This is a genomic window from Alloalcanivorax venustensis ISO4, from assembly GCF_015356855.1.
GTDB lineage: Bacteria > Pseudomonadota > Gammaproteobacteria > Pseudomonadales > Alcanivoracaceae > Alloalcanivorax > Alloalcanivorax venustensis.
Map to the genome: position 1 here is coordinate 63,215 of NZ_ARXR01000004.1, position 18,697 is coordinate 81,911.

Sequence of the window (18,697 nt, forward strand, 5' to 3'; positions counted from 1 at the left end):
TAACGCAGTGCGCCACTCGCCGCCCCCTAGAGCAGGACGTCCTGGGAGGGGGTGACGCGCAGCACCTCTTCGATGGTGGTCAGACCCTTGGCCACTTTCTGGGCGCCGCTGATGCGCAGCGGCTTCATGCCGCCCTTGATGGCCTGCCGGGTGATCGCCTCGAGATCCGCGTTGCGCCCCACCATGCCCTTCAGGGTGCCGTGCAGCGGCATGGTCTCGTAGACGCCCATACGGCCCAGGTAGCCGGTGCCGCGACACTCCAGGCAGCCCACCGGCTGGCAGACGGTGTCCGGCACGCTCATCTTGAAGGGGCGCACCAGCTCCTGCCAGGCCGCCTCGTCGGGGCGGGTCTCGGTCTTGCAGTGCGGGCACAGGGTGCGCACCAGGCGCTGGGCCATGACGCCGATCACGGTGGCGGAGATCAAATAGGACGGCACGCCCAGATCCGCCAGCCGGGTGATCGACGAGGGGGCGTCGTTGGTGTGCAGGGTGGAGAGCACCAGGTGACCAGTGAGCGCCGCCTGAATCGCCATGTCCGCGGTGGCCAGGTCGCGGATCTCACCGATCATGATGATGTCCGGGTCCTGGCGCAGCATCGCCTTGACGCCCTGGGAGAAGCCCACCTCGATGTTGGACTGCACCTGCATCTGGTTGAAGCTGGGCTCCACCATTTCGATCGGATCCTCGATGGTGCAGACGTTCACTTCGCTGGTGGCCAGCTGCTTGAGGGTGGAATAGAGCGTGGTGGTCTTGCCCGAGCCGGTGGGGCCGGTGACGAACACGATGCCGTGGGTGTGGGCGGTCATCGCCTGCCAGTGCTGGTAGTCCTCCTTACTGAAGCCGAGCTGCGAGAAGCTGCGCACCAGCACGTCCGGGTCGAACACCCGCATCACCATTTTTTCGCCGAAGGCGGTGGGCAGCGTGGAAATCCGCAGCTCCACTTCGTCGCCGTCCGGGGACTTGGTCTTCAGGCGGCCGTCCTGGGGTTTGCGCTTCTCGGCCACGTTCAGCCGCGAGAGAATCTTCAGCCGGCTGGTGACCGCCGCCATGATGGTGGCCGGCAGCTCATAGACGTCGTGCAACACGCCGTCGATGCGGAAGCGCATCTTGCCCAGGTCCCGGCGCGGCTCCAGGTGGATGTCACTGGCGCGCTGGGAAAACGCGTACTGCAGGATCCAGTCGACGATATTGACGATGTGCTGGTCGTCCGCGTCCGGGTGGCCCTTGCCCACTTCCAGCAGCTGCTCGAAGTTGGTGATGCCGGAGAGCTCCTGGCCGCCGGCGCGGGCGGCGCCGGCGATCGAGCGGCTCAGGTTGTAGAACTCGATGCGGTAGCGGCGCAGTTGCTCCGGGTTGGCGAACACCACTTCCAGGGAGCGGTCGCCCAGCACCTGCTTGAGATGCTCCTGCCAGTCCGGCTTGAAGGGCTGGTCGCAGGCCACCACCACCCGGTCGCGGTGGCTCTCCACGGCGACGATGCCGTGCCGTTCGGCGAACGCGTAGCTCATCACCCGGGTGATCTGGTCCACGTCCACCTTGAGCGGGTCGATGTGGTACAGGGTCAGGCCGCTTTTCGCCGCCAGCCAGTCGCTGAGGAATTCCATATCCATGATGCGCTGGCCGTGGGCGCGGTCCACCAGGCGGTACTTGGCCACCACCTGCAACGGGTGCCAGTTGAGTTCCTTGTTTTCCCTGGGCGTGGTGGAAATAACGTTGAACTCTTCCCGGGTCACGCGCTGCTCGTCGAGCAATTCGCGCATTACCCAGCGAACGTCCACTTCCTGGCCGCGCAGATGCGCGGGAACGGCGCTGGCATTCACGGTGGTGCTCCCCCGTCTTTTGATTGTCTGTATCCGTTTGCCGATTACTGTAGACCGAGCCGGCACTTGCCGCCATCCCCGTTCCGGAGGAACCTGAACCAGGCCCGCCCAGGCGGGCTCCGGGCGGGGCGTTGGAATTGACGGAAGCTTCCCTCTATACTCGCGCCCCATCATTATGACCGTTCCGTTACAGGGTAGTCCCATGTCCTTCGGAAGCTCGATCGCCGGCCTGTTCGGCCGCTCACCGATCAAACCGCTGCAACAGCACTACGACACCGTGCACGAATGCGCACTGGGCCTGGGCGAGTTCTTCGCCGGGGTCAGCAGTAACGACTGGGAAAAGGCCAAGGCCGCCCGTCAGCGCATCGCCGACCTGGAAAACCAGGCGGACACCCTGAAAAAAGAATTCCGCCTCAATCTGCCGAAAAGCCTGTTCCTGCCGGTGTCCCGCACCGACCTGCTGGAGCTGGTGAGCGTCCAGGACAAGGTGGCCAACAAGGCCAAGGACATCGCCGGCCTGATGCTGGGCCGGCAAATGACCATTCCGCAGCCCATCGCCGAGGCCATGAACGTCTATCTGCAAGGCGCCATCGAGACCTCGGCCCAGGCCCAGAAAGCGATCAACGAACTCGACGAACTGGTGGAAACCGGCTTCAGCGGCCGCGAGATCCAGCTGGTCGAGGAGCTGATCGAGGACCTGGACCGGCTGGAACGGGCCAACGACGAGCAGCAGATTCAGATCCGTTCGCAGCTGTTCAAGCTGGAATCCGAGCTGCCGCCGGTGGACGTGATCTTCCTGTACAAAATCATCGAGTGGATCGGCGATCTGGCCGACCGCGCCCAAAAAGTGGGCGGCCGCCTGCAACTACTGCTGGCCCGCTAAAGCCTGACCCAAGCACCCTGACCAGAGGTTCGCTATGGAGTGGATGCTCGAACACAGCATGCTGATGCTGATCATCGCCGGCGCGGTCGGCTTTCTTATGGCGTGGGGCGTGGGCGCCAACGACGTGGCCAACGCCATGGGCACCTCGGTGGGGGCGGGCGCCCTCACCGTCGGACAGGCGGTGATGATCGCCATCGTCTTCGAGTTCGCCGGCGCCTATCTGGCCGGCGGCGAGGTGACCGCCACGGTGCGCAAGGGCATCGTCGACGCCAGCGTCTTCAGCGAGACACCGCACTATCTGGTCTACGGCATGCTGTCGGCGCTGCTGGCGGCGGGCATCTGGCTGGTGGTGGCGTCCTGGTTCGGCTGGCCGGTGTCCACCACCCACTCCATCGTCGGCGCCATCGTCGGCTTCGCCGCCGTCGGCGTGGGCATGGACTCGGTGCACTGGGACAAGGTCGGCTCCATCGTCGCCAGCTGGGTGACCTCGCCGCTGCTGGCCGGCTTCATCTCCTTCTTTCTGATCAAGAGCGTGCAGCGCCTGGTGCTCAACCAGGACGACCCCTTCCAGCGCGCCAAAAAAGTGGTGCCCTTCTATATGTTCATGGTCGGTTACGTGATGACCGCCGTGACCCTGGTCAAGGGCCTCAAGCACATCGGTCTGGACATCAGCTTCGCCGCCAGCCTGGGCTGGGCGTTGATCGGCGGCCTGATCGTGGCGGTGATCGGCGCCAGCATTCTCAGCCGCATCCAGCCTGACCCGGAAGCCGACAAGGACTTCCGCTTCCACTCCGTGGAGCGCATCTTCGCGGTGCTGATGATCTTCACCGCCTGCGCCATGGCCTTCGCCCACGGCTCCAACGACGTGGCCAACGCGGTGGGCCCGCTGGCCGCCATCAACAGTGTGATCGCCAGCGGCGGCCAGATCGGCGAAGAAGCCGCCATGCCCAGCTGGATCCTGCTGGTGGGCGCCATGGGCATTGTGTTCGGCCTGGCGATTCTCGGTGCCCGGGTGATGGCCACCGTGGGCACCAAGATCACCGCCCTGACCCCCAGCCGCGGCTTCGCCGCCGAGCTGGGCGCCGCCACCACCGTGGTGCTGGCCTCCGGCACCGGCCTGCCGATCTCCACCACCCACACCCTGGTGGGCGCGGTGCTCGGCGTCGGCATGGCGCGCGGCATCGGCTCGCTGAACCTGCGCACCGTGGGCACCATCTTTACCTCCTGGGTGGTGACACTGCCGGCCGGCGCCCTGCTTTCGATTCTGTTCTTCTTTTTCTTCAAGGGTCTGTTCGGGGCCTGAACAGCCTCAAGCTACAAGCCTCAAGCCGCAAGAAACCCCGAGTGGCTTGCAGCTTGTAGCCTGTAGCTTGCAGCCTCCCTGGCGAGGGCAGCCCTACGCTGACTATACTGCCGCCATGTCCACCGATATCGAGAATCCCGTGCCCAGCACCCCCAGCGCCAGCGACCAGGTCAACTGGTTCCGTAATTCGTCGCCGTACATCAACGCCCATCGCGGCCGCACCTTCGTGGTGCTGCTCGGCGGCGAGGTGCTGGACACGCCGCGCCTGCCCACCCTGGTGCACGACCTGGCGCTGCTCAACGCCCTGGGCGTGAAACTGGTGCTGGTGCACGGCGCCCGGCCGCAGATCAGCCAGCGGCTGGAAGCCGCCGGCCTGGAAAGCCGCTTCGAGCACCACACCCGCATCACCGACAGCAACGCCCTGGAGGCGGTGATGGCGGCGGTGGGCGCCCTGCGCTTGAAGCTGGAAGGCCTGTTCTCCATGGGGCTGGCCAACTCGCCGATGCACAACGCCGCGATCCAGCTGATCAGCGGCAACTTCGTGATCGCCAAACCGGTGGGCGTGCGCAACGGCTTTGACTACCAGCACACCGGCGAGGTGCGGCGCATCGAAGTGGACGCCATCCGCCAGCAGATGGACGCCGGCAATGTAGTGCTGCTGTCGCCGCTGGGCAGCTCGCCCACCGGCGAGCTGTTCAACCTGAACGCCGAGGACGTGGCCTCCACCGCCGCCATCGCCCTGGGCGCCGACAAGATGATCGTGCTCGGCGACGGCATCCGCGTCGAGGACAGCGAACAGCGCCTGCTGCGCGAGCTGTCGCCCCAGGAAGCCGGCCGGCTGCTGGGCGAGGAACGCTTCACCGACAGCGCCGTGGAACGCCAGCTCACCGCCGCCTACCACGCCGCCAGCAACGGCGTGGCGCGGGCCCACCTGCTCGACGCCAGCGAAGACGGCGCCCTGCTCAAGGAGCTGTTCACCCGCGACGGCTGCGGCACCATGGTCACCCGGGAAACCTACGAAACCCTGCGCGGCGCCCGCATCGACGACGTCGGCGGCATCCTCGAGCTGCTCGAACCCCTGGAGCAGAACGGCGTTCTGGTGCGCCGCTCACGGGAACTGCTGGAAAACGAAATCCAGCGTTTCGTGATCATCGAACGGGACGGCATGGTGATCGCCTGCGCGGCGCTCTACCCGTTCGCCGCCGACCACACCGGCGAGCTGGCCTGCGTGGCCGTGCACCCGCACTACCGCAACAGCGAGCGCGGCCTGCAGATGCTGCGCTACCTGGAACGGCGCGCCCGGGAGCAGGGCCTGAAAACCCTGTTCGTGCTCACCACCCACACCGCCCACTGGTTCCGCGAGCAGGGTTTCGACCCGGCCGGCGTGGAAGCCCTGCCCGAGCAACGGCAGCAGCTCTACAACTGGCAGCGCAATTCCAAGGTGTTCGTGAAGCGTCTCTAGCAGATAGCGCACGCATATCGGCCTTTAGCCCGGGGTGCGCTACAATCCTCGCTTTCCGATCCGAAAGCGAAGAGACCACCATGCCCCAGTACCGCTCCCGCACCACCACCCACGGCCGCAACATGGCCGGCGCCCGGGCGCTTTGGCGCGCCACCGGCATGAAGGACGATGACTTCGGCAAGCCGATCATCGCCATCGCCAACTCCTTCACCCAGTTCGTGCCCGGGCACGTGCATCTGAAGGACATGGGCCAGCTGGTGGCCGGGGAAGTGGAAAAGGCCGGCGGCATCGCCAAGGAATTCAACACCATCGCGGTGGACGACGGCATCGCCATGGGCCACGACGGCATGCTCTATTCGCTGCCCAGCCGCGACATCATCGCCGACTCGGTGGAGTACATGGTCAACGCCCACTGCGCCGACGCGCTGGTGTGCATTTCCAACTGCGACAAGATCACCCCTGGGATGCTGATGGCCGCCATGCGCCTGAATATCCCGGTGATCTTCGTCTCCGGCGGCCCCATGGAAGCGGGCAAGACCAAGCTGGGCGAGCATAAGCTGGATCTGGTGGACGCCATGGTGATGGCCGCCGACGACAAGGTGGACGACGCCACCGTGGCCGAGGTGGAACGCTCCGCCTGCCCCACCTGCGGCTCCTGCTCCGGCATGTTCACCGCCAACTCGATGAACTGCCTGACCGAGGCGCTGGGCCTGTCGCTGCCCGGCAACGGCTCGCTGCTGGCCACCCACGCCGACCGCCGCGAGCTGTTCCTGGAAGCCGGCCGCCGCATCGTCGATCTGGCCAAGCTCTATTACGAGCAGGACATGGAGAGCGTGCTGCCGCGCAACATCGCCTCTTACAAGGCGTTCGAGAACGCCATGAGCCTGGACATCGCCATGGGCGGCTCCACCAACACTGTGCTGCACCTGCTGGCGGCGGCCCAGGAAGGCGGCGTGGACTTCACCATGGAGCACATCGATCGGCTCAGCCGCAAGGTGCCGTGCCTGTGCAAGGTGGCGCCGGCCACCCAGAAATACCATATGGAAGACGTGCACCGCGCCGGCGGCGTGATGGGCATTCTCGGCGAACTGGACCGGGCCGGCCTGCTGCACCGCGACCTGCCCATGGTGCATTCCGCCACCGTGGCCGAGGCGCTGGAACACTATGACGTAATGCGGACCGGCGACGCCGGGGTGAAGAAGATGTTCACCGCCGGGCCGGCGGGCATCCCCACCCAGACCGCGTTCAGCCAGGACACCCGCTGGGAAAGCCTGGACACCGACCGCGCCGAGGGCTGCATCCGCGATCTGGAGCACGCCTACAGCCGCGACGGCGGCCTGGCGGTGCTGTACGGCAACATCGCCGAGCGCGGCTGCATCGTCAAAACCGCCGGCGTGGACGATTCCATCCTCACCTTCAGCGGCCGGGCGCGGGTGTTCGAGTCACAGGATTCGGCGGTGCGCGCCATCCTCGGTGACGAAATCGTCGCCGGCGACGTGGTGGTGATCCGCTACGAGGGTCCGAAAGGCGGCCCGGGCATGCAGGAAATGCTCTACCCCACCAGCTACCTGAAATCCAAGGGTCTGGGCAAAAGCTGCGCGTTGCTCACCGACGGCCGCTTCTCCGGCGGCACCTCCGGGCTGTCCATCGGCCACGCCTCTCCGGAAGCCGCCGAGCAGGGCGCCATCGGCCTGGTCCGCGAGGGCGATATGATTGACATCGACATCCCCAACCGCACCATCCAGTTGCGCGTGGACGGCGCCGAGCTGGCCCAGCGCCGGGAAAAAATGGACGCCAGCGGCAAGCTCGCCTGGCGCCCCCGCGAGATGCGCCAACGCAAGGTGTCCACGGCCCTGAAGGCCTACGCCGCCCTGACCACCAGCGCCGACCGCGGCGCGGTGCGCGATCTCAGCCAGATCGGCGAGTAAACCCAGATACAGCGACCACAGGGAAGGAACCGCCATGAGCCGCCTACAGCGCAAATTGATGCCGGTCGCGGCCGGCCTGATCACCGGCGCCGGCACCCAACGCTGGCGCCACCGGCTGGCGGAGTGGCGGCGGCGCCTGCGCGGCCGCCCCCACGAGGCGACCTTTTACTTCCGCATCGACGACCCCTACTCCTGGCTGCTGGCCCAGGTGCTGCCGCGCTTCGCCGAGCACTTCGGCGTGCGCGTCACCCCCCGGGTGATGCTCTACCTGGACCGCTCCATGTACCCGGAGCCGGACATGCTGCGCGAGCTGGCGCCCCGGGACGCCGCCGCCCTGGCCGGGCTGCACGATCTGAGCTTCCCGGCGGACTGGCGCATCCCCGACCGGGAGACCGCCCTGGCGGCCACCCGCTGCCTGCTCAAACACGAACACGACGAGCGCTTCTGGAGCCTGGCCCACGCGCTGTCCGACGCGCTCTGGCGCGGCGACCAGGAGGACCTGCAACGGCTGGTAAAAGACCACGGCCAGCAGCCCGAGGACCAGGCCCAGCTGGCCCTGGAAGCGCGCCGCGACCAGTTCCTCAAGGACGGCCACTACCTCACCGGCACCCTGCACTACGGCGGCGAGTGGTACTGGAGCCTGGAGCGCCTGGACCACCTGGCCCGCCGCCTGGAGACCCTGGGCCAGGGCGGCGGGCCCTGGCCGCTGGATTACGGTCGCGCCAAACAGGCGCTGCTGCCCGGCGCCCCGGCGGCCCCGGCCGACGACGGTGAAACGCGGCCGGAGCTGGAGATGTTCTTCTCGTTCCGCAGCCCCTACTCCTATATCGCCCTGCCCCGCGCCTACGCTCTGGCCGACCACTACGGCCTGACGCTGCGGCTGCGCCCGGTGCTGCCGATGGTGATGCGCGGGCTGAGCGTGCCGCGCGCCAAGCGCTTCTACATCCTCACCGACGCCGCCCGCGAGGCGCGTCTGCACGAAGTGCCATTCGGCCGCGCCTGCGACCCGCTGGGCAAGGGCGTGGAGCGTTGCATGGCACTGTGGCCGTTCGCGGAGAAAGAGGGCCGTCTGCGCGAATGGCTGCTGCACGCCGGCGAAGGCATCTGGAGCCAGGGCGTGGACGCGGCCAGCGACGCCGGCCTGCGCAAGCTGGTCACGGCGGCGGGCATGAACTGGAACCGGGCGCGGCGCTGGCTGGACGACGATCAGTGGCAGCGCGACGCCGAGGCCAACCGGGAAGCCATGGTGGCCGCCGGCAGCTGGGGCGTGCCCAGCTTCCGCGTCAACGGCCGCCTGGTGTGGGGCCAGGACCGCTTTGCCCTGATTGAACAGACATTACAATCCGGTCATTGATCGCGGCCCGGAATATAGCGACTGTAGGCGCGGGCAAAGCCCGCACCCACAAACAAAGAAGAGGCGGATAACAATGACGTTAGCGTATTGGTGTGTTCTGGCGGCGATTCTGCTGCCCTATGCCTTCACCGGCTTCGCCAAGTTCCAGGGCGGCTTCGGTCTCAACGAGAACAAGAACCCCCGTGAGTTTCTGGAAAAACTGAGCGGCGCCCGCAAGCGCGCCCACTGGGCGCAGCAGAACAGCTTCGAGATTCTGCCCGGCTTCGCCGCGGCGGTGATCATCGCGCACCTGGCCGGCACCGCGCCGCAGGCCACCATCGACGGCATCGCGCTGGCGTTCGTGCTGAGCCGTGTGCTGTTCGGCATCTGCTACATCGGCGACTGGGCCAGCGCCCGCTCCCTGGTGTGGTTCTTCGGCATGGGCTGCATCGTCGCCCTGTTCGTGGGCGTGGCCGGCTGAGCCGACCCCCGCTTATGACCTTCCGCGTGGGGATCAACCGCCGTCATGTCTTGAACTGCGCGCCGGATGTCCCCATCCTCACCGCGGCCCGTGAAGCGGGCTTCGGTTTTCCACACGCCTGCCGCAACGGCGTCTGCCTGCGCTGCCAGGGCCGCCTGACGGCCGGGGCGGTACGCCACGGCGGCAGCGGCGACATCATCCACGCCCACGAACCCGGTGCCGACCGGGTGCTATACTGCGTGGCCATTCCGATCAGCGATTGCGAGATCGACGTGCCAGAAACGACCGCACCGGGCGAACTGCCCGTGCACCAAGTGCAATGCCAGATTATCGAGCGCGAGCCGCTCAACCACGACGTGACCCGCGTATGGCTGCGCCTGCCCGCCGGTAAGGCAATACGCTGGCACGCCGGCCAGTACCTGACGCTGGTGCTGCCCCACGGCGAGTATCCGTTCTCCATCGCCAACCCGCCCGGCGGCCGGGATCTGGAGTTGCACGTCCGCCACGGCGACGACAACAGCGCCGCCCACGCCATCATGGCGGACCTGAACGACCGGGCCACGGTGACCGTGAGCCTGCCCGGCGGCCGCCGCTTTATCGACCGGGCCCTGGACCGGCCGCTGTGGTTCATCTGCGGCTCCACCGGGTTCGCGCCGGTGAAGGCGATGATCGAGCGGCTGATCGAGCTGGACTATCCGCACCCGGTGCGCCTGTTCTGGGGCGCCCGCGTGGAGGAAGATCTCTACCTGCCGGACCTGCCCGCGCAGTGGCGCCGCCAACTGGCGGACTTCCACGCGGTCACCGCGCTGTCGGACATGAGCCGCCCTGGCCACGCCCAGGGGCTGGTCCACGAAGCCGCCCTGGAAGCCCTGGCCGAGCCGCTGGCGCCGCTGTTCTATGTGGGCGGCTCCCCGGCCATGGCCTGGTCGGTCTTCGACGACCTGGTAGCCGAAGGCGTACCGGCCAAAAACATCCACTCCGACGTCTTCGACTACGCCCCGCGTTAGGACAGCTGCAAGCGGCAAGCAGGCCGTGCCGTCGGGCCGTGCCATGAGCTGCGATACAGGATGCAGGATTCAGGATACAGCGCGTAGTTGGGCTGAGAGTGCGGACAGACTGTTGCCCCGCGCTTATTGCGTATTGACAACAATATCCATGCTAATGCGCAATCCTCTCCGCCCACTCCGGATCCGCCCCTGTATCCTGAATCCTGCACCCTGTATCGGGCGGCTAGAGCCGCCCTCTCGCCCCGCCGCCGGCACGGCCTGCTTGCAGCTTGAGGCGTGTAGCTTGCGGCTGATCCCCCCCGGTCGGCACAATGAGCCATCGTTCCTCGACGGTTACCCCATGGAAGAAGCCCGCCGACAGTCGTCCGACACCCTGGTGCCGTGCCCGCAGTGCGACCTGATCCTGTCGGTGGCGCCGCCGGCGCCGGGGGAATGGGTACGCTGCCCGCGCTGCCGCCACCCGCTGGCGCGGCACACCGTCAACGACCAGACCAGCCCGGCCCTGGCCGCCAGCGCCCTGATCCTGCTGGCCGTGGCGCTGGCGTTCCCCTATATCCGTTTCGAGAAGAACGGCGTCAGTGATCAGATGGGCTTGCTGGACGCCGCCACCCAGCTGGCCGCGTTTCATCACCCGGCCCTGGCGGTGGTGGTGTTCGCCACCATCGTGGTGGTGCCGGCCTGTTTTCTGGTGGCGCTGCTGTGGGTGCACGCCAGCCTGGCGCGCGCCACGCCGCTGGCCGGCACGGCGATGCTGGTGCGCGCGCTGCCGCGCTGGCGCCCCTGGATGATGGCCGATGTGTTCGCCATCGCCGCCCTGGTCAGCCTGATCAAGATCGCCGGCATGGCCCAGGTGACCCTGAAACCGGGCTTCTGGGCGTTCTCCGGCTTCGCGCTGGCGCTGCTGGTGACCGTGCAGCGTTTGCATCCGCTGGCGCTGTGGGTGCGCCTTACCGGGCCGCCGCAGGCGCCGCCGGGCACCCGGCCCGGCCTCACCGCCGGCGAACAGGGGCTGATCGGCTGCGAGCAGTGCGGCCAGCTGCAACCGGTCGACGGCCACAGCCATTGCCGGCGCTGCGGCGGCGCCCTGCACCCGCGCCGGCCGGCCAGCCTGCAACGCACCTGGGCGCTGCTGATCGCCGCCACCCTGTGCTGCTTCCCGGCGCACCTGTATCCGATCATGACCACCACCAGCCTGGGCAACACCCAGCCGGCCACGATCATTTCCGGGGTGCTGCAATTCCTCTCCCACGGCGACTGGCCGATCGCCTTGATCATCTTCTCCGCCAGCGTTCTGGTACCCTTTGGCAAGATCATGGCGCTCGCCTGGCTGTGCCTGGCGGTGCGCCGCGAGGCTCCCGTGGACATGCACGCGCAGATGCGCCTTTACAGAATCACTGAATGGGTGGGCCGCTGGTCGATGATCGACGTGTTCGTGGTCGCCATCGTGGTGGCCCTGGTGCGCCTGGGTAACCTGATGTCGATTACCCCGGGCCCCGGCGGCGTCGCCTTCGCCGCCGTGGTGGTGCTGACCATGCTGGCCGCGTTCAGTTTCGACCCGAGGCTGCTGTGGGACCGCCAGCCGCCCAGTGACGCGCCGTCCGACCCGGCGCGACCCGCAACCCCGACCCTGGCAGAACGATGACCTCCAAGCCTTCCCGCGCCATCGCCGAAACCTTGCCCCGCCTGTCACCGGTGTGGCTGATCCCGCTGGCCGCCCTGTTGATCGGCCTATGGCTGGCGTTCGACCACCTGTCCGGACAGGGCCCCACCATTACCCTGAAGATGGAGGACGCGGAAGGCATCGAAGCCGGCAAAACCGCGATCAAGACCCGCAGCGTGCAGGTGGGCACGGTGGAGTCCGTGTCCCTCTCCGAAGACCTGCGGCACACCCTGGTCACCGCCCGCATGCAGGACGGCAGCGACCGCATGCTCAACGAGGACACCCGCTTCTGGGTGGTCAAACCGCGCATCGGCCGCGAAGGCATCAGCGGGCTGGGCACGGTGTTGTCCGGCGCTTACATCGAGCTGCTGCCCGGCGACAGCGAGGAGAAGAAACGCCGCTTCACCGTGGAAGACCAGCCGCCGGTCACCGAGGCCGGCGCCGAAGGGCTCTACCTGACCCTGTTCAGCGAACCCGGCAACAGCGTCACCACCGGCGACCCCATCACCTTCCGCAGCCTGACCGTGGGCCGGGTGGTGGAAACCGAATTCCTGGCCGACGAAAAGCGCATCCGCCACCGCATTTTCGTCGAGCAGCCCTACGACGTGCTGGTCACCGACACCACCCGTTTCTGGAGCGTGTCCGGGGTCGGCTTCCAGCTCGACACCCAGGGCTTCCGGGTCAACCTGCAGTCGCTGGAGACCCTGCTCGGCGGCGGCGTCTCCTTCGGCGTGCCCGACGACACCATGCCCGCCGGCACGCCGGTGGAAGACGGCCGCGAGTACACCCTCTACCCGGACCAGGAAGCGGCCCGGCGCGGCCTGTTCGACCAGTACCTGGAGTACGTGCTGCTGGTGGAGGACACCGTGCGCGGCCTGCGCCGGGGCGCGCCGGTGGAGTACCGGGGCGTACGGGTGGGCACCGTGGAACAGGTGCCCTGGCGGTTCACCGCGGAACAACCGGATTCGCTCAACCGCTTCTCCATTCCGGTGCTGATCCGCATCGAACCGCAGCGCATCGCCGGCGACGGCGACGTGCTGCTGGACGACTGGCGCCGGCGCATGGAGCGCATGTTCCAGCGCGGTATGCGCGCCAGCCTGAAATCCGGCAACCTGCTCACCGGCGCCCTGTTCGTGGACGTGCAGGTGCACCAGGATGCCCCGGATTATCGCGACGAACGCTTCGAGAACGTACCCGTCTTCCCCACCGTATCCGGCGGGCTGGCGCAGATCGAAGGGCAGATCGCCCAGCTTCTGGAGACCCTCAACGGCCTGCCGCTGCAGGACATCGCCGAAGGCCTGGACCGCAACCTGGCGGCCTCGGAAGGCGCCCTGCGGGAAATCGCCGCCACCGCCGACCGGCTCGAAAAACTGCTCGGCGGACCGGACATGCAGCGCCTGCCCGGCCGCCTCAACGACACGCTGTCCACCCTGGAAGACACCCTGGACGGCCTGTCCGCCGGCGGCGACGGCCGCCAGATCGGCGACACCCTGCAGCGCCTGGAAAAAGTACTGCGCGACGTGGAGCCGGTGCTGCGCACCCTGCGCCAGCAACCCAATGCTCTGATCTTCCAACACGATCCGCCGGCGGATCCCGTGCCCAAGGCCCAGCCCCATGACTAACCGCTTACCGCTTCCCCTCGCCGCGCTGCTGCTGGCCATCAGCGCCCTGCTCGGCGCCTGCGCCAGCGGCGGCCCGGCCAGCGAACACAGCTACCTGCTGCCCGCCGCCGGCGAGCCCGCCGCCAGCGACCGGCTCCCCCGGGTACGGGTGGACGTGGCCGGCTACCTGGACCAGGCCGGCGTGGTGGTGGAAACCGCGCCCACCTCGGTGCACGCCGCCCGCCGGCACCTCTGGGCGGAACCCCTGCCCAGCCAGCTCGCCCGCGCCCTGCGCCACCACCTGGCCGCCGCCGGCGCGCCCGAGCAGGGCCGCCTCAGCGTCAGCGTAACCCGCTTCCAGGGCACCGCCGACGGCAACGCTCGCGTCAGCGGCCAGTGGCACTACCGGGCCGAGCCCTCGGAGCAGCAGGAAGATCTGCAGCGAAGCGGCCGCTTCGACCTCACCCGCCCCCTCAGCCGGGACGGCTACCCGGAGCTCGTCACCCGCCTCGACGCCGCCTGGCGGGCGGTCGCCCAGCAGATCGCCGCCGCACTCCGGTAGCTAAATTTGTAGGAGCGGGCCCCGCCCGCGAAAGGGTGGCGCTAGCCACCCGGCAGGATTCCAGAGACCCTTCTCTGGAAGCTCGCGCCCTCCATCCGGGGTCGCGTGTCTGTGTTCTGCCCTTCCGGGAACGCTGTGAATACGTCCCTGTACGCTCCCTGTCGAACTTCCTGTTCTCCAGGGTCCCGGGTTATCGCTGGCGCCGAACCTTTCTATAGAATGGGGTTTTGTGGGAGCTTGCCTTGCAAGCGAAAGGCCGGCAAAGCCGGCCGGCGGGATTCCAGAGACGCTGTTTGTGCCGCCGTTAGCAATCTCTCTGGCATCCTGCCGGGAGCTTCGCTCCCTTTCGCGGGCCGGGCCCGCTCCCACAAACCCAGCTTCGTAGAATGGTCCGGGCGGCTTTTGTGACCCGGGGCGGTTCCGCAGCAAAGTGAGCGGGGCAATGGTGGTGCCTGGAGGGAGCTGTTTGGCCAGGGAGGGCCAAGCTAACAGCGGCCATGGATAGCTTGAGCGGTCCCGGAAGGCACCACCATTGCACCGCGTCTCGGATACGGAGCACCGGACACCTCAAGAACCAGGTCTCTGGAATCCTGCCGGCCGGCTTTGCCGGCCTTTCGCGGGCTGGGCCCGCTCCCACAAGCCCACCAACCCGGTCAGGGCAGTGGGAGATCGGGGAGCTGGCCGTCGAGTTCGGCGACGCGGCGTTCCAGGACCTTGGCGGCTTTGACCTGATCGCCCAGCGCCAGGTAGAGCCGCGACAGCTCCGCCAGGGCGGTGGCGCTCTGGCTGGAATTGGCCGCCGCCTCGAAGAAGTTCTGCGCCTTGCCCCACAGCCGCGCCTTGAGCGCCACCCGCCCGGCGGTGACCAGCACCGCCGCGTTGCCGGGGCGGTCCACCAGCCACTTTTCCAGGTTCTGCAGCAGTTCGTCCGGGGAGACGTCGTCGATGGCTTCCAACACCGGCGGCAGGCGGTCGTCCCAGTCCCGCTCCAGCTGCTCCTTGACCAGCGACAGGGCGCGGCTGCCTTCACCGAGCTGCGCCAGGAAGCCGGCGTAACGGGCCACCATGGCCGGATCCTGCTTGAGCGCGCTGGGCACCTGCTTCCACAGGTCGCGCAGCTCCCGGGCGCGGCTGTCGCCGTCGTTGAAGCCCGGCTTCTGCGCCAGTTGCTGCACCCGGGCCAGCCAGGCGCGGCGCTCGCGGCGGGCCGCGTAGGCGTCGCCGAGGGCGCGGCGCAGACGCGGCGCCAGGGCGCACAGCGCCGGCCAGTCGCGCTCGCGTTCCAGCACGTCGGCGTATAGCGCCAGAATACGTTTGTTGCCGGGCGCCTTTTCCACCAGACCTTTCAGCTCCCGGTGGGCGGCGGCCGGGCGGCCGTCGTCGAGGGCAAAGCGGGCCCGCATCAGGCCACTGAAGCTGTCGCCCCGGCGGCTCTTGGCGGCGTTTTGCAGGTACTCTTCCAGGGCCTCGCCGTCGCCGCGCTGGCGGGCGCATTCCGCCGCCAGCAACCAGGCCACCAGGGGCCAGTCCCCGTCGCGCCCGGCGGCGGTGAGCAGCCGTTCGGCCTTATCCAGTTCGCCGTCCATCAGCAGAATAAAGCCGCTTTTCAGGCGGCGGCGGGCCACGCCGCGGCGGAAACGCCGGGTGGCGCGCACCGGCTCCGCCAGGTTCCAGGCCAGGTTGCCCAGCAGGGTCAGAATAATCAGAGCCACCGCGCCCAGGATCAGCGCCAGCAGCGCGAAGCCGAGCGTGGACTCCAGACGCCATTGGTCGCGGATCACCAGCAGGTAGCCGGAATCGGCGGCCATCCAGCGGCCCAGGAAGGTGGCCGCCAGCAGTACGACGACAATCAGCAGCAGCGCTTTTTTCATCGGCCGGCCTCCCCGGCCGCGCCGTCACCGCCGCTTTTCAGCAGGTCGCGCTTGAGGCCGCGCACCGCGTCCAGGCCGGCGCCGATTTCCGGCAACGCCTGCTCCACCTGCTGGCCGCCCAGTTCCTCCAGGGCGGCGCGCATCTGGCGCACCCGGCCCTGATCTTCCTGGAACCACTGGTTGAGCATGGCGGCGGCGTTATCCAGCGCCTGCCGGTAGGCCTGCACGCGCCGCTGCATCAGCGCCAGCTGCGCCTGCTGCAGGCTGGCGTCCAGGGTCAGGCGCACGGTGGACGCCTGGGTTTCGGTGAGCGGCAGCGGCACCTCGCCTTCGTGGCGGCGCACCGTCACCGGCAGATGGTTGAGCAGCCGCTGCCACCAGCCGGCGTCCTGCTCGGTGTCCTCGGCGGGCGGCGCCTGGCGCTCCGGCACCGCCAGCTCCGGGATCAGCGCCTGCAGCGCGCCGAGGCGCAGCACCATGGCCTCGACGTCCACCTGGCGGGCGCCGTTGAGTTTTTCGATGTCCACCGCCAGCGCCTTGCGGGCCGGCAGCGCCTGGGGGTCGTCGAGACGCGCCAGGGTCTGGTCGGCGGCCTGCAGCAGGCGGCGTGCGGCCTCGGCGTCGCCGGTGAGCATCAGGCGCTGGCCGGCCAGCGCGGCCAGGGATTCCGCTTCGTTGATCAGCCACAGACGCTGCCCGCCCTGGCGCACATCGGCCAGGGCCTCCCGGTCGCGGGCGCGGGCCGCTTCGATGCGGTCCTGGGATTCGCGTATTTCCTGAAGCGCCCGGTCGCGGCGCTGGGATTCCCGGTTCAGTTCACTGCGCAGGTCGCTGATCTCGCCCTGGCTGGCCCGGCGGTCCTGCTCCAGCACCCGCCATTGTTGCCAGCCCCACCAGCCGGCGGCGGCCAGAGCGGCGAGGACAATAAGCACGATAAGCAGCGGCCAGAGGCTCAAGCCCTGCTGGCGGTGAAAAGCGCGGTGCGTCATGGGGTCTCCCTTTTGTTGTTGCCGCCGGCGGCGGACGATCCCGGTCGTTCCCTAGAAAAGCTGGTGGCGGAATGGGTAAACGATAAAGAGACCGACCGGCGCCGTCCAACCTCTTATGGTCACACGTTCGCGCCGGAAGGCCCCGTCAAGACGGCGGCACGGCCGCCAGCATGTCGCTGTCATGGGCGCTGGCGGCCACCTCCAGCGGCCCCGGATGCTGCTCGGCCACGGCGGCGGCCACCCGCTCGCCGGCGGCGATCACCGTGGCACCGGCGGGCACCAGCGCGGCCATCGCCCGCCAGCCCTCGACGCTGGTGATCATCACCGTATCGGCGCCTTCGGGCCAGTGGCGGCCGGGGGCGGGCAGGCGCCGGTAGAACGGCACCACGTCCACGCCGGCGCCTTTTTCCCGCAGCCGCGCCGCCAGCCAGTCGCGGCCGCTGTCGCCCCGGCAGATCAGAATACGTTTTTCCGCCACCGAGGCCAGGCAGGGCAACGCCAGCACCGCCTCGGAATTAAAGCCGCTGCGCGGGTATTCCGGAGTCAGCCCGGCGTCGCGGATCACCGCGGCGGTGGACTCCCCCACCGCCAGCCAGTGCACCCCCACCGGCCACTGCGGCCAGAGGTCGGCGAAGGCGTTCAGGGCATGGTGAGCGGCGTTGGCGCTGACGAAAAACACCGCGTGGTAGAGGTCCAGATCGAACAGCAGCCGGCGGTGGGCGTCGGCCAGCGGCAGCGGCTCGATGGCCAGCGCCGGCACCGCCCAGGCCCGATGGCCGGCGTCCACCAGCCGCGCCGCCAGGGGCTCGCCCTGGCCGGCGGGCCGGGTTACCACCACGGCACGGCTCATGCCCGGTCGTACAGCTCGCGCAGGATCCGGTCGGCGCCCTGCTCCAGCAGCGATTCGGCGATGCCGATGCCCAGCTCCCGGGCGTCGGCGCGCGGGGCCCGGGCCTCGGCGCGCAGCACCGTGGTGCCGTCCTCACTGGCCACCAGGCCGCGCAGCCACAGCCGGCCGTCATCCTCGAGCAGCGCGAAGCCGGCGATCGGCACCTGGCAGCCGCCTTCCAGGCGGCGGTTCATGGCCCGCTCGGCGGTGACCCGGTCCCAGGTCAGGGCGTCGCTGAGCGGCGCCAGCAGGGCCCGGGTGTCGGCGTCGTCCGCGCGGCACTCAATGCCCACGGCGCCCTGGCCCACCGCCGGCAGGGATTCCTCCGGCGGCATGTCGTAACGGATGCGCTCGTGCATTTCCAGACGCTTGAGGCCGGCGGAGGCGAGAATTATGGCGTCGAACTCACCGGCGTCCAGCTTGCCGAGGCGGGTCTGCACGTTGCCGCGCAGGCTGGACACTTTCAGGTCCGGCCGGTTGGCCATCGCCTGGGACTGGCGGCGCAGGCTGGAGGTGCCCAGCCGGGCGCCCTCGGGCAGGCCCATCAGGCTGTCGTAGTGGTTGGAGACAAAGGCGTCGCGGGGGTCTTCGCGCTCGCAGATCACCGGCAGCGCCATGCCCTCGGGCAGCTCCATGGGCACGTCCTTCATGGAGTGCACGGCGATGTCCGCGCGCCCGTCCATCATCGCCTCTTCCAGCTCCTTGACGAACAGCCCCTTGCCGCCGATTTTCGCCAGCGGCGTATCCAGAATCTTGTCGCCCTGGGTCTTGATCCGCACCAGCTCCACGCGCAACCCCGGATGCAGCGCCTCAAGCCGTTTCTGAACGTACTCGGCCTGCCAGATGGCCAGCGGGCTGGAACGGGTGGCGATGCGCAAAATCTCGCGAGACATGGAAGCTCCTGGGCG

15 protein-coding genes are annotated in these 18,697 nt (G+C 68.5%); 10 read left to right on the plus strand and 5 right to left on the minus strand.

The window, feature by feature from the left end; all coding sequences use genetic code 11:
- Window positions 1–26: 26 nt before the first annotated feature.
- Window positions 27–1,760 carry a GspE/PulE family protein gene (locus ISO4_RS03460; protein WP_194855265.1) on the minus strand — a complete coding sequence of 578 codons (1,734 nt, stop codon included), beginning with the start codon at window positions 1,758–1,760 and terminating at the stop codon, window positions 27–29.
- 262 nt (window positions 1,761–2,022) lie between these two features.
- On the opposite strand from ISO4_RS03460, the gene ISO4_RS03465 reads away from it, so the two are divergent.
- The 10 genes from ISO4_RS03465 (at window position 2,023) to ISO4_RS03510 (ending at window position 14,040) form a co-directional block, all read left to right on the plus strand.
- On the plus strand, window positions 2,023–2,703 hold the full coding sequence (locus ISO4_RS03465) for a TIGR00153 family protein (protein ID WP_142950016.1): 681 nt from the start codon (window positions 2,023–2,025) through the stop codon (window positions 2,701–2,703).
- Window positions 2,704–2,737: 34 nt separating this feature from the next.
- Window positions 2,738–4,006, plus strand: a complete 1,269-nt coding sequence (locus ISO4_RS03470; RefSeq protein WP_142950015.1) for an inorganic phosphate transporter — start codon at window positions 2,738–2,740, stop codon at window positions 4,004–4,006.
- Window positions 4,007–4,121: 115 nt separating this feature from the next.
- Window positions 4,122–5,468 (plus strand): amino-acid N-acetyltransferase, encoded by a 1,347-nt coding sequence (gene argA, locus ISO4_RS03475; protein WP_194855168.1) that lies wholly within the window; start codon window positions 4,122–4,124, stop codon window positions 5,466–5,468.
- An 80-nt stretch (window positions 5,469–5,548) separates the two neighbouring features.
- Window positions 5,549–7,396, plus strand: coding sequence for a dihydroxy-acid dehydratase (gene ilvD / locus ISO4_RS03480; protein WP_194855169.1), 1,848 nt, complete (start codon window positions 5,549–5,551; stop codon window positions 7,394–7,396).
- A gap of 34 nt (window positions 7,397–7,430) precedes the next feature.
- Complete coding sequence (locus tag ISO4_RS03485; RefSeq protein ID WP_228547894.1) at window positions 7,431–8,750, plus strand: DsbA family protein; 1,320 nt, start codon at window positions 7,431–7,433, stop codon at window positions 8,748–8,750.
- 73 nt (window positions 8,751–8,823) lie between these two features.
- Window positions 8,824–9,210, plus strand: coding sequence for an MAPEG family protein (locus ISO4_RS03490; protein ID WP_194855170.1), 387 nt, complete (start codon window positions 8,824–8,826; stop codon window positions 9,208–9,210).
- A 14-nt stretch (window positions 9,211–9,224) separates the two neighbouring features.
- Window positions 9,225–10,217, plus strand: coding sequence for a 2Fe-2S iron-sulfur cluster-binding protein (locus ISO4_RS03495; RefSeq protein ID WP_194855171.1), 993 nt, complete (start codon window positions 9,225–9,227; stop codon window positions 10,215–10,217).
- Window positions 10,218–10,557: 340 nt separating this feature from the next.
- Window positions 10,558–11,859, plus strand: a complete 1,302-nt coding sequence (locus ISO4_RS03500) for a paraquat-inducible protein A (RefSeq protein WP_194855172.1) — start codon at window positions 10,558–10,560, stop codon at window positions 11,857–11,859.
- Window positions 11,856–13,499, plus strand: coding sequence for an intermembrane transport protein PqiB (gene pqiB / locus ISO4_RS03505; RefSeq protein WP_194855173.1), 1,644 nt, complete (start codon window positions 11,856–11,858; stop codon window positions 13,497–13,499). The genes ISO4_RS03500 and pqiB overlap by 4 nt, the downstream gene beginning before the upstream one ends.
- The gene (locus ISO4_RS03510; RefSeq protein ID WP_194855174.1) at window positions 13,492–14,040 is read left to right on the plus strand and encodes a PqiC family protein; all 549 of its coding nucleotides are present in this window, start codon (window positions 13,492–13,494) and stop codon (window positions 14,038–14,040) included. The genes pqiB and ISO4_RS03510 overlap by 8 nt, the downstream gene beginning before the upstream one ends.
- A 653-nt stretch (window positions 14,041–14,693) precedes the next feature.
- Here ISO4_RS03510 and ISO4_RS03515 read toward each other — a convergent pair.
- The 4 genes from ISO4_RS03515 to hemC all read right to left on the minus strand — a co-directional run bounded on the left by ISO4_RS03515 (window position 14,694) and on the right by hemC (window position 18,682).
- Window positions 14,694–15,911 carry a heme biosynthesis HemY N-terminal domain-containing protein gene (locus ISO4_RS03515; protein ID WP_194855175.1) on the minus strand — a complete coding sequence of 406 codons (1,218 nt, stop codon included), beginning with the start codon at window positions 15,909–15,911 and terminating at the stop codon, window positions 14,694–14,696.
- The gene (locus ISO4_RS03520; protein WP_142949146.1) at window positions 15,908–16,900 is read right to left on the minus strand and encodes a uroporphyrinogen-III C-methyltransferase; all 993 of its coding nucleotides are present in this window, start codon (window positions 16,898–16,900) and stop codon (window positions 15,908–15,910) included. Before ISO4_RS03520 ends, ISO4_RS03515 begins: the two co-directional genes overlap by 4 nt.
- A gap of 145 nt (window positions 16,901–17,045) precedes the next feature.
- Window positions 17,046–17,750, minus strand: coding sequence for a uroporphyrinogen-III synthase (locus ISO4_RS03525; RefSeq protein ID WP_194855176.1), 705 nt, complete (start codon window positions 17,748–17,750; stop codon window positions 17,046–17,048).
- On the minus strand, window positions 17,747–18,682 hold the full coding sequence (gene hemC / locus ISO4_RS03530) for a hydroxymethylbilane synthase (protein WP_194855177.1): 936 nt from the start codon (window positions 18,680–18,682) through the stop codon (window positions 17,747–17,749). Before hemC ends, ISO4_RS03525 begins: the two co-directional genes overlap by 4 nt.
- Window positions 18,683–18,697: the final 15 nt, after the last annotated feature.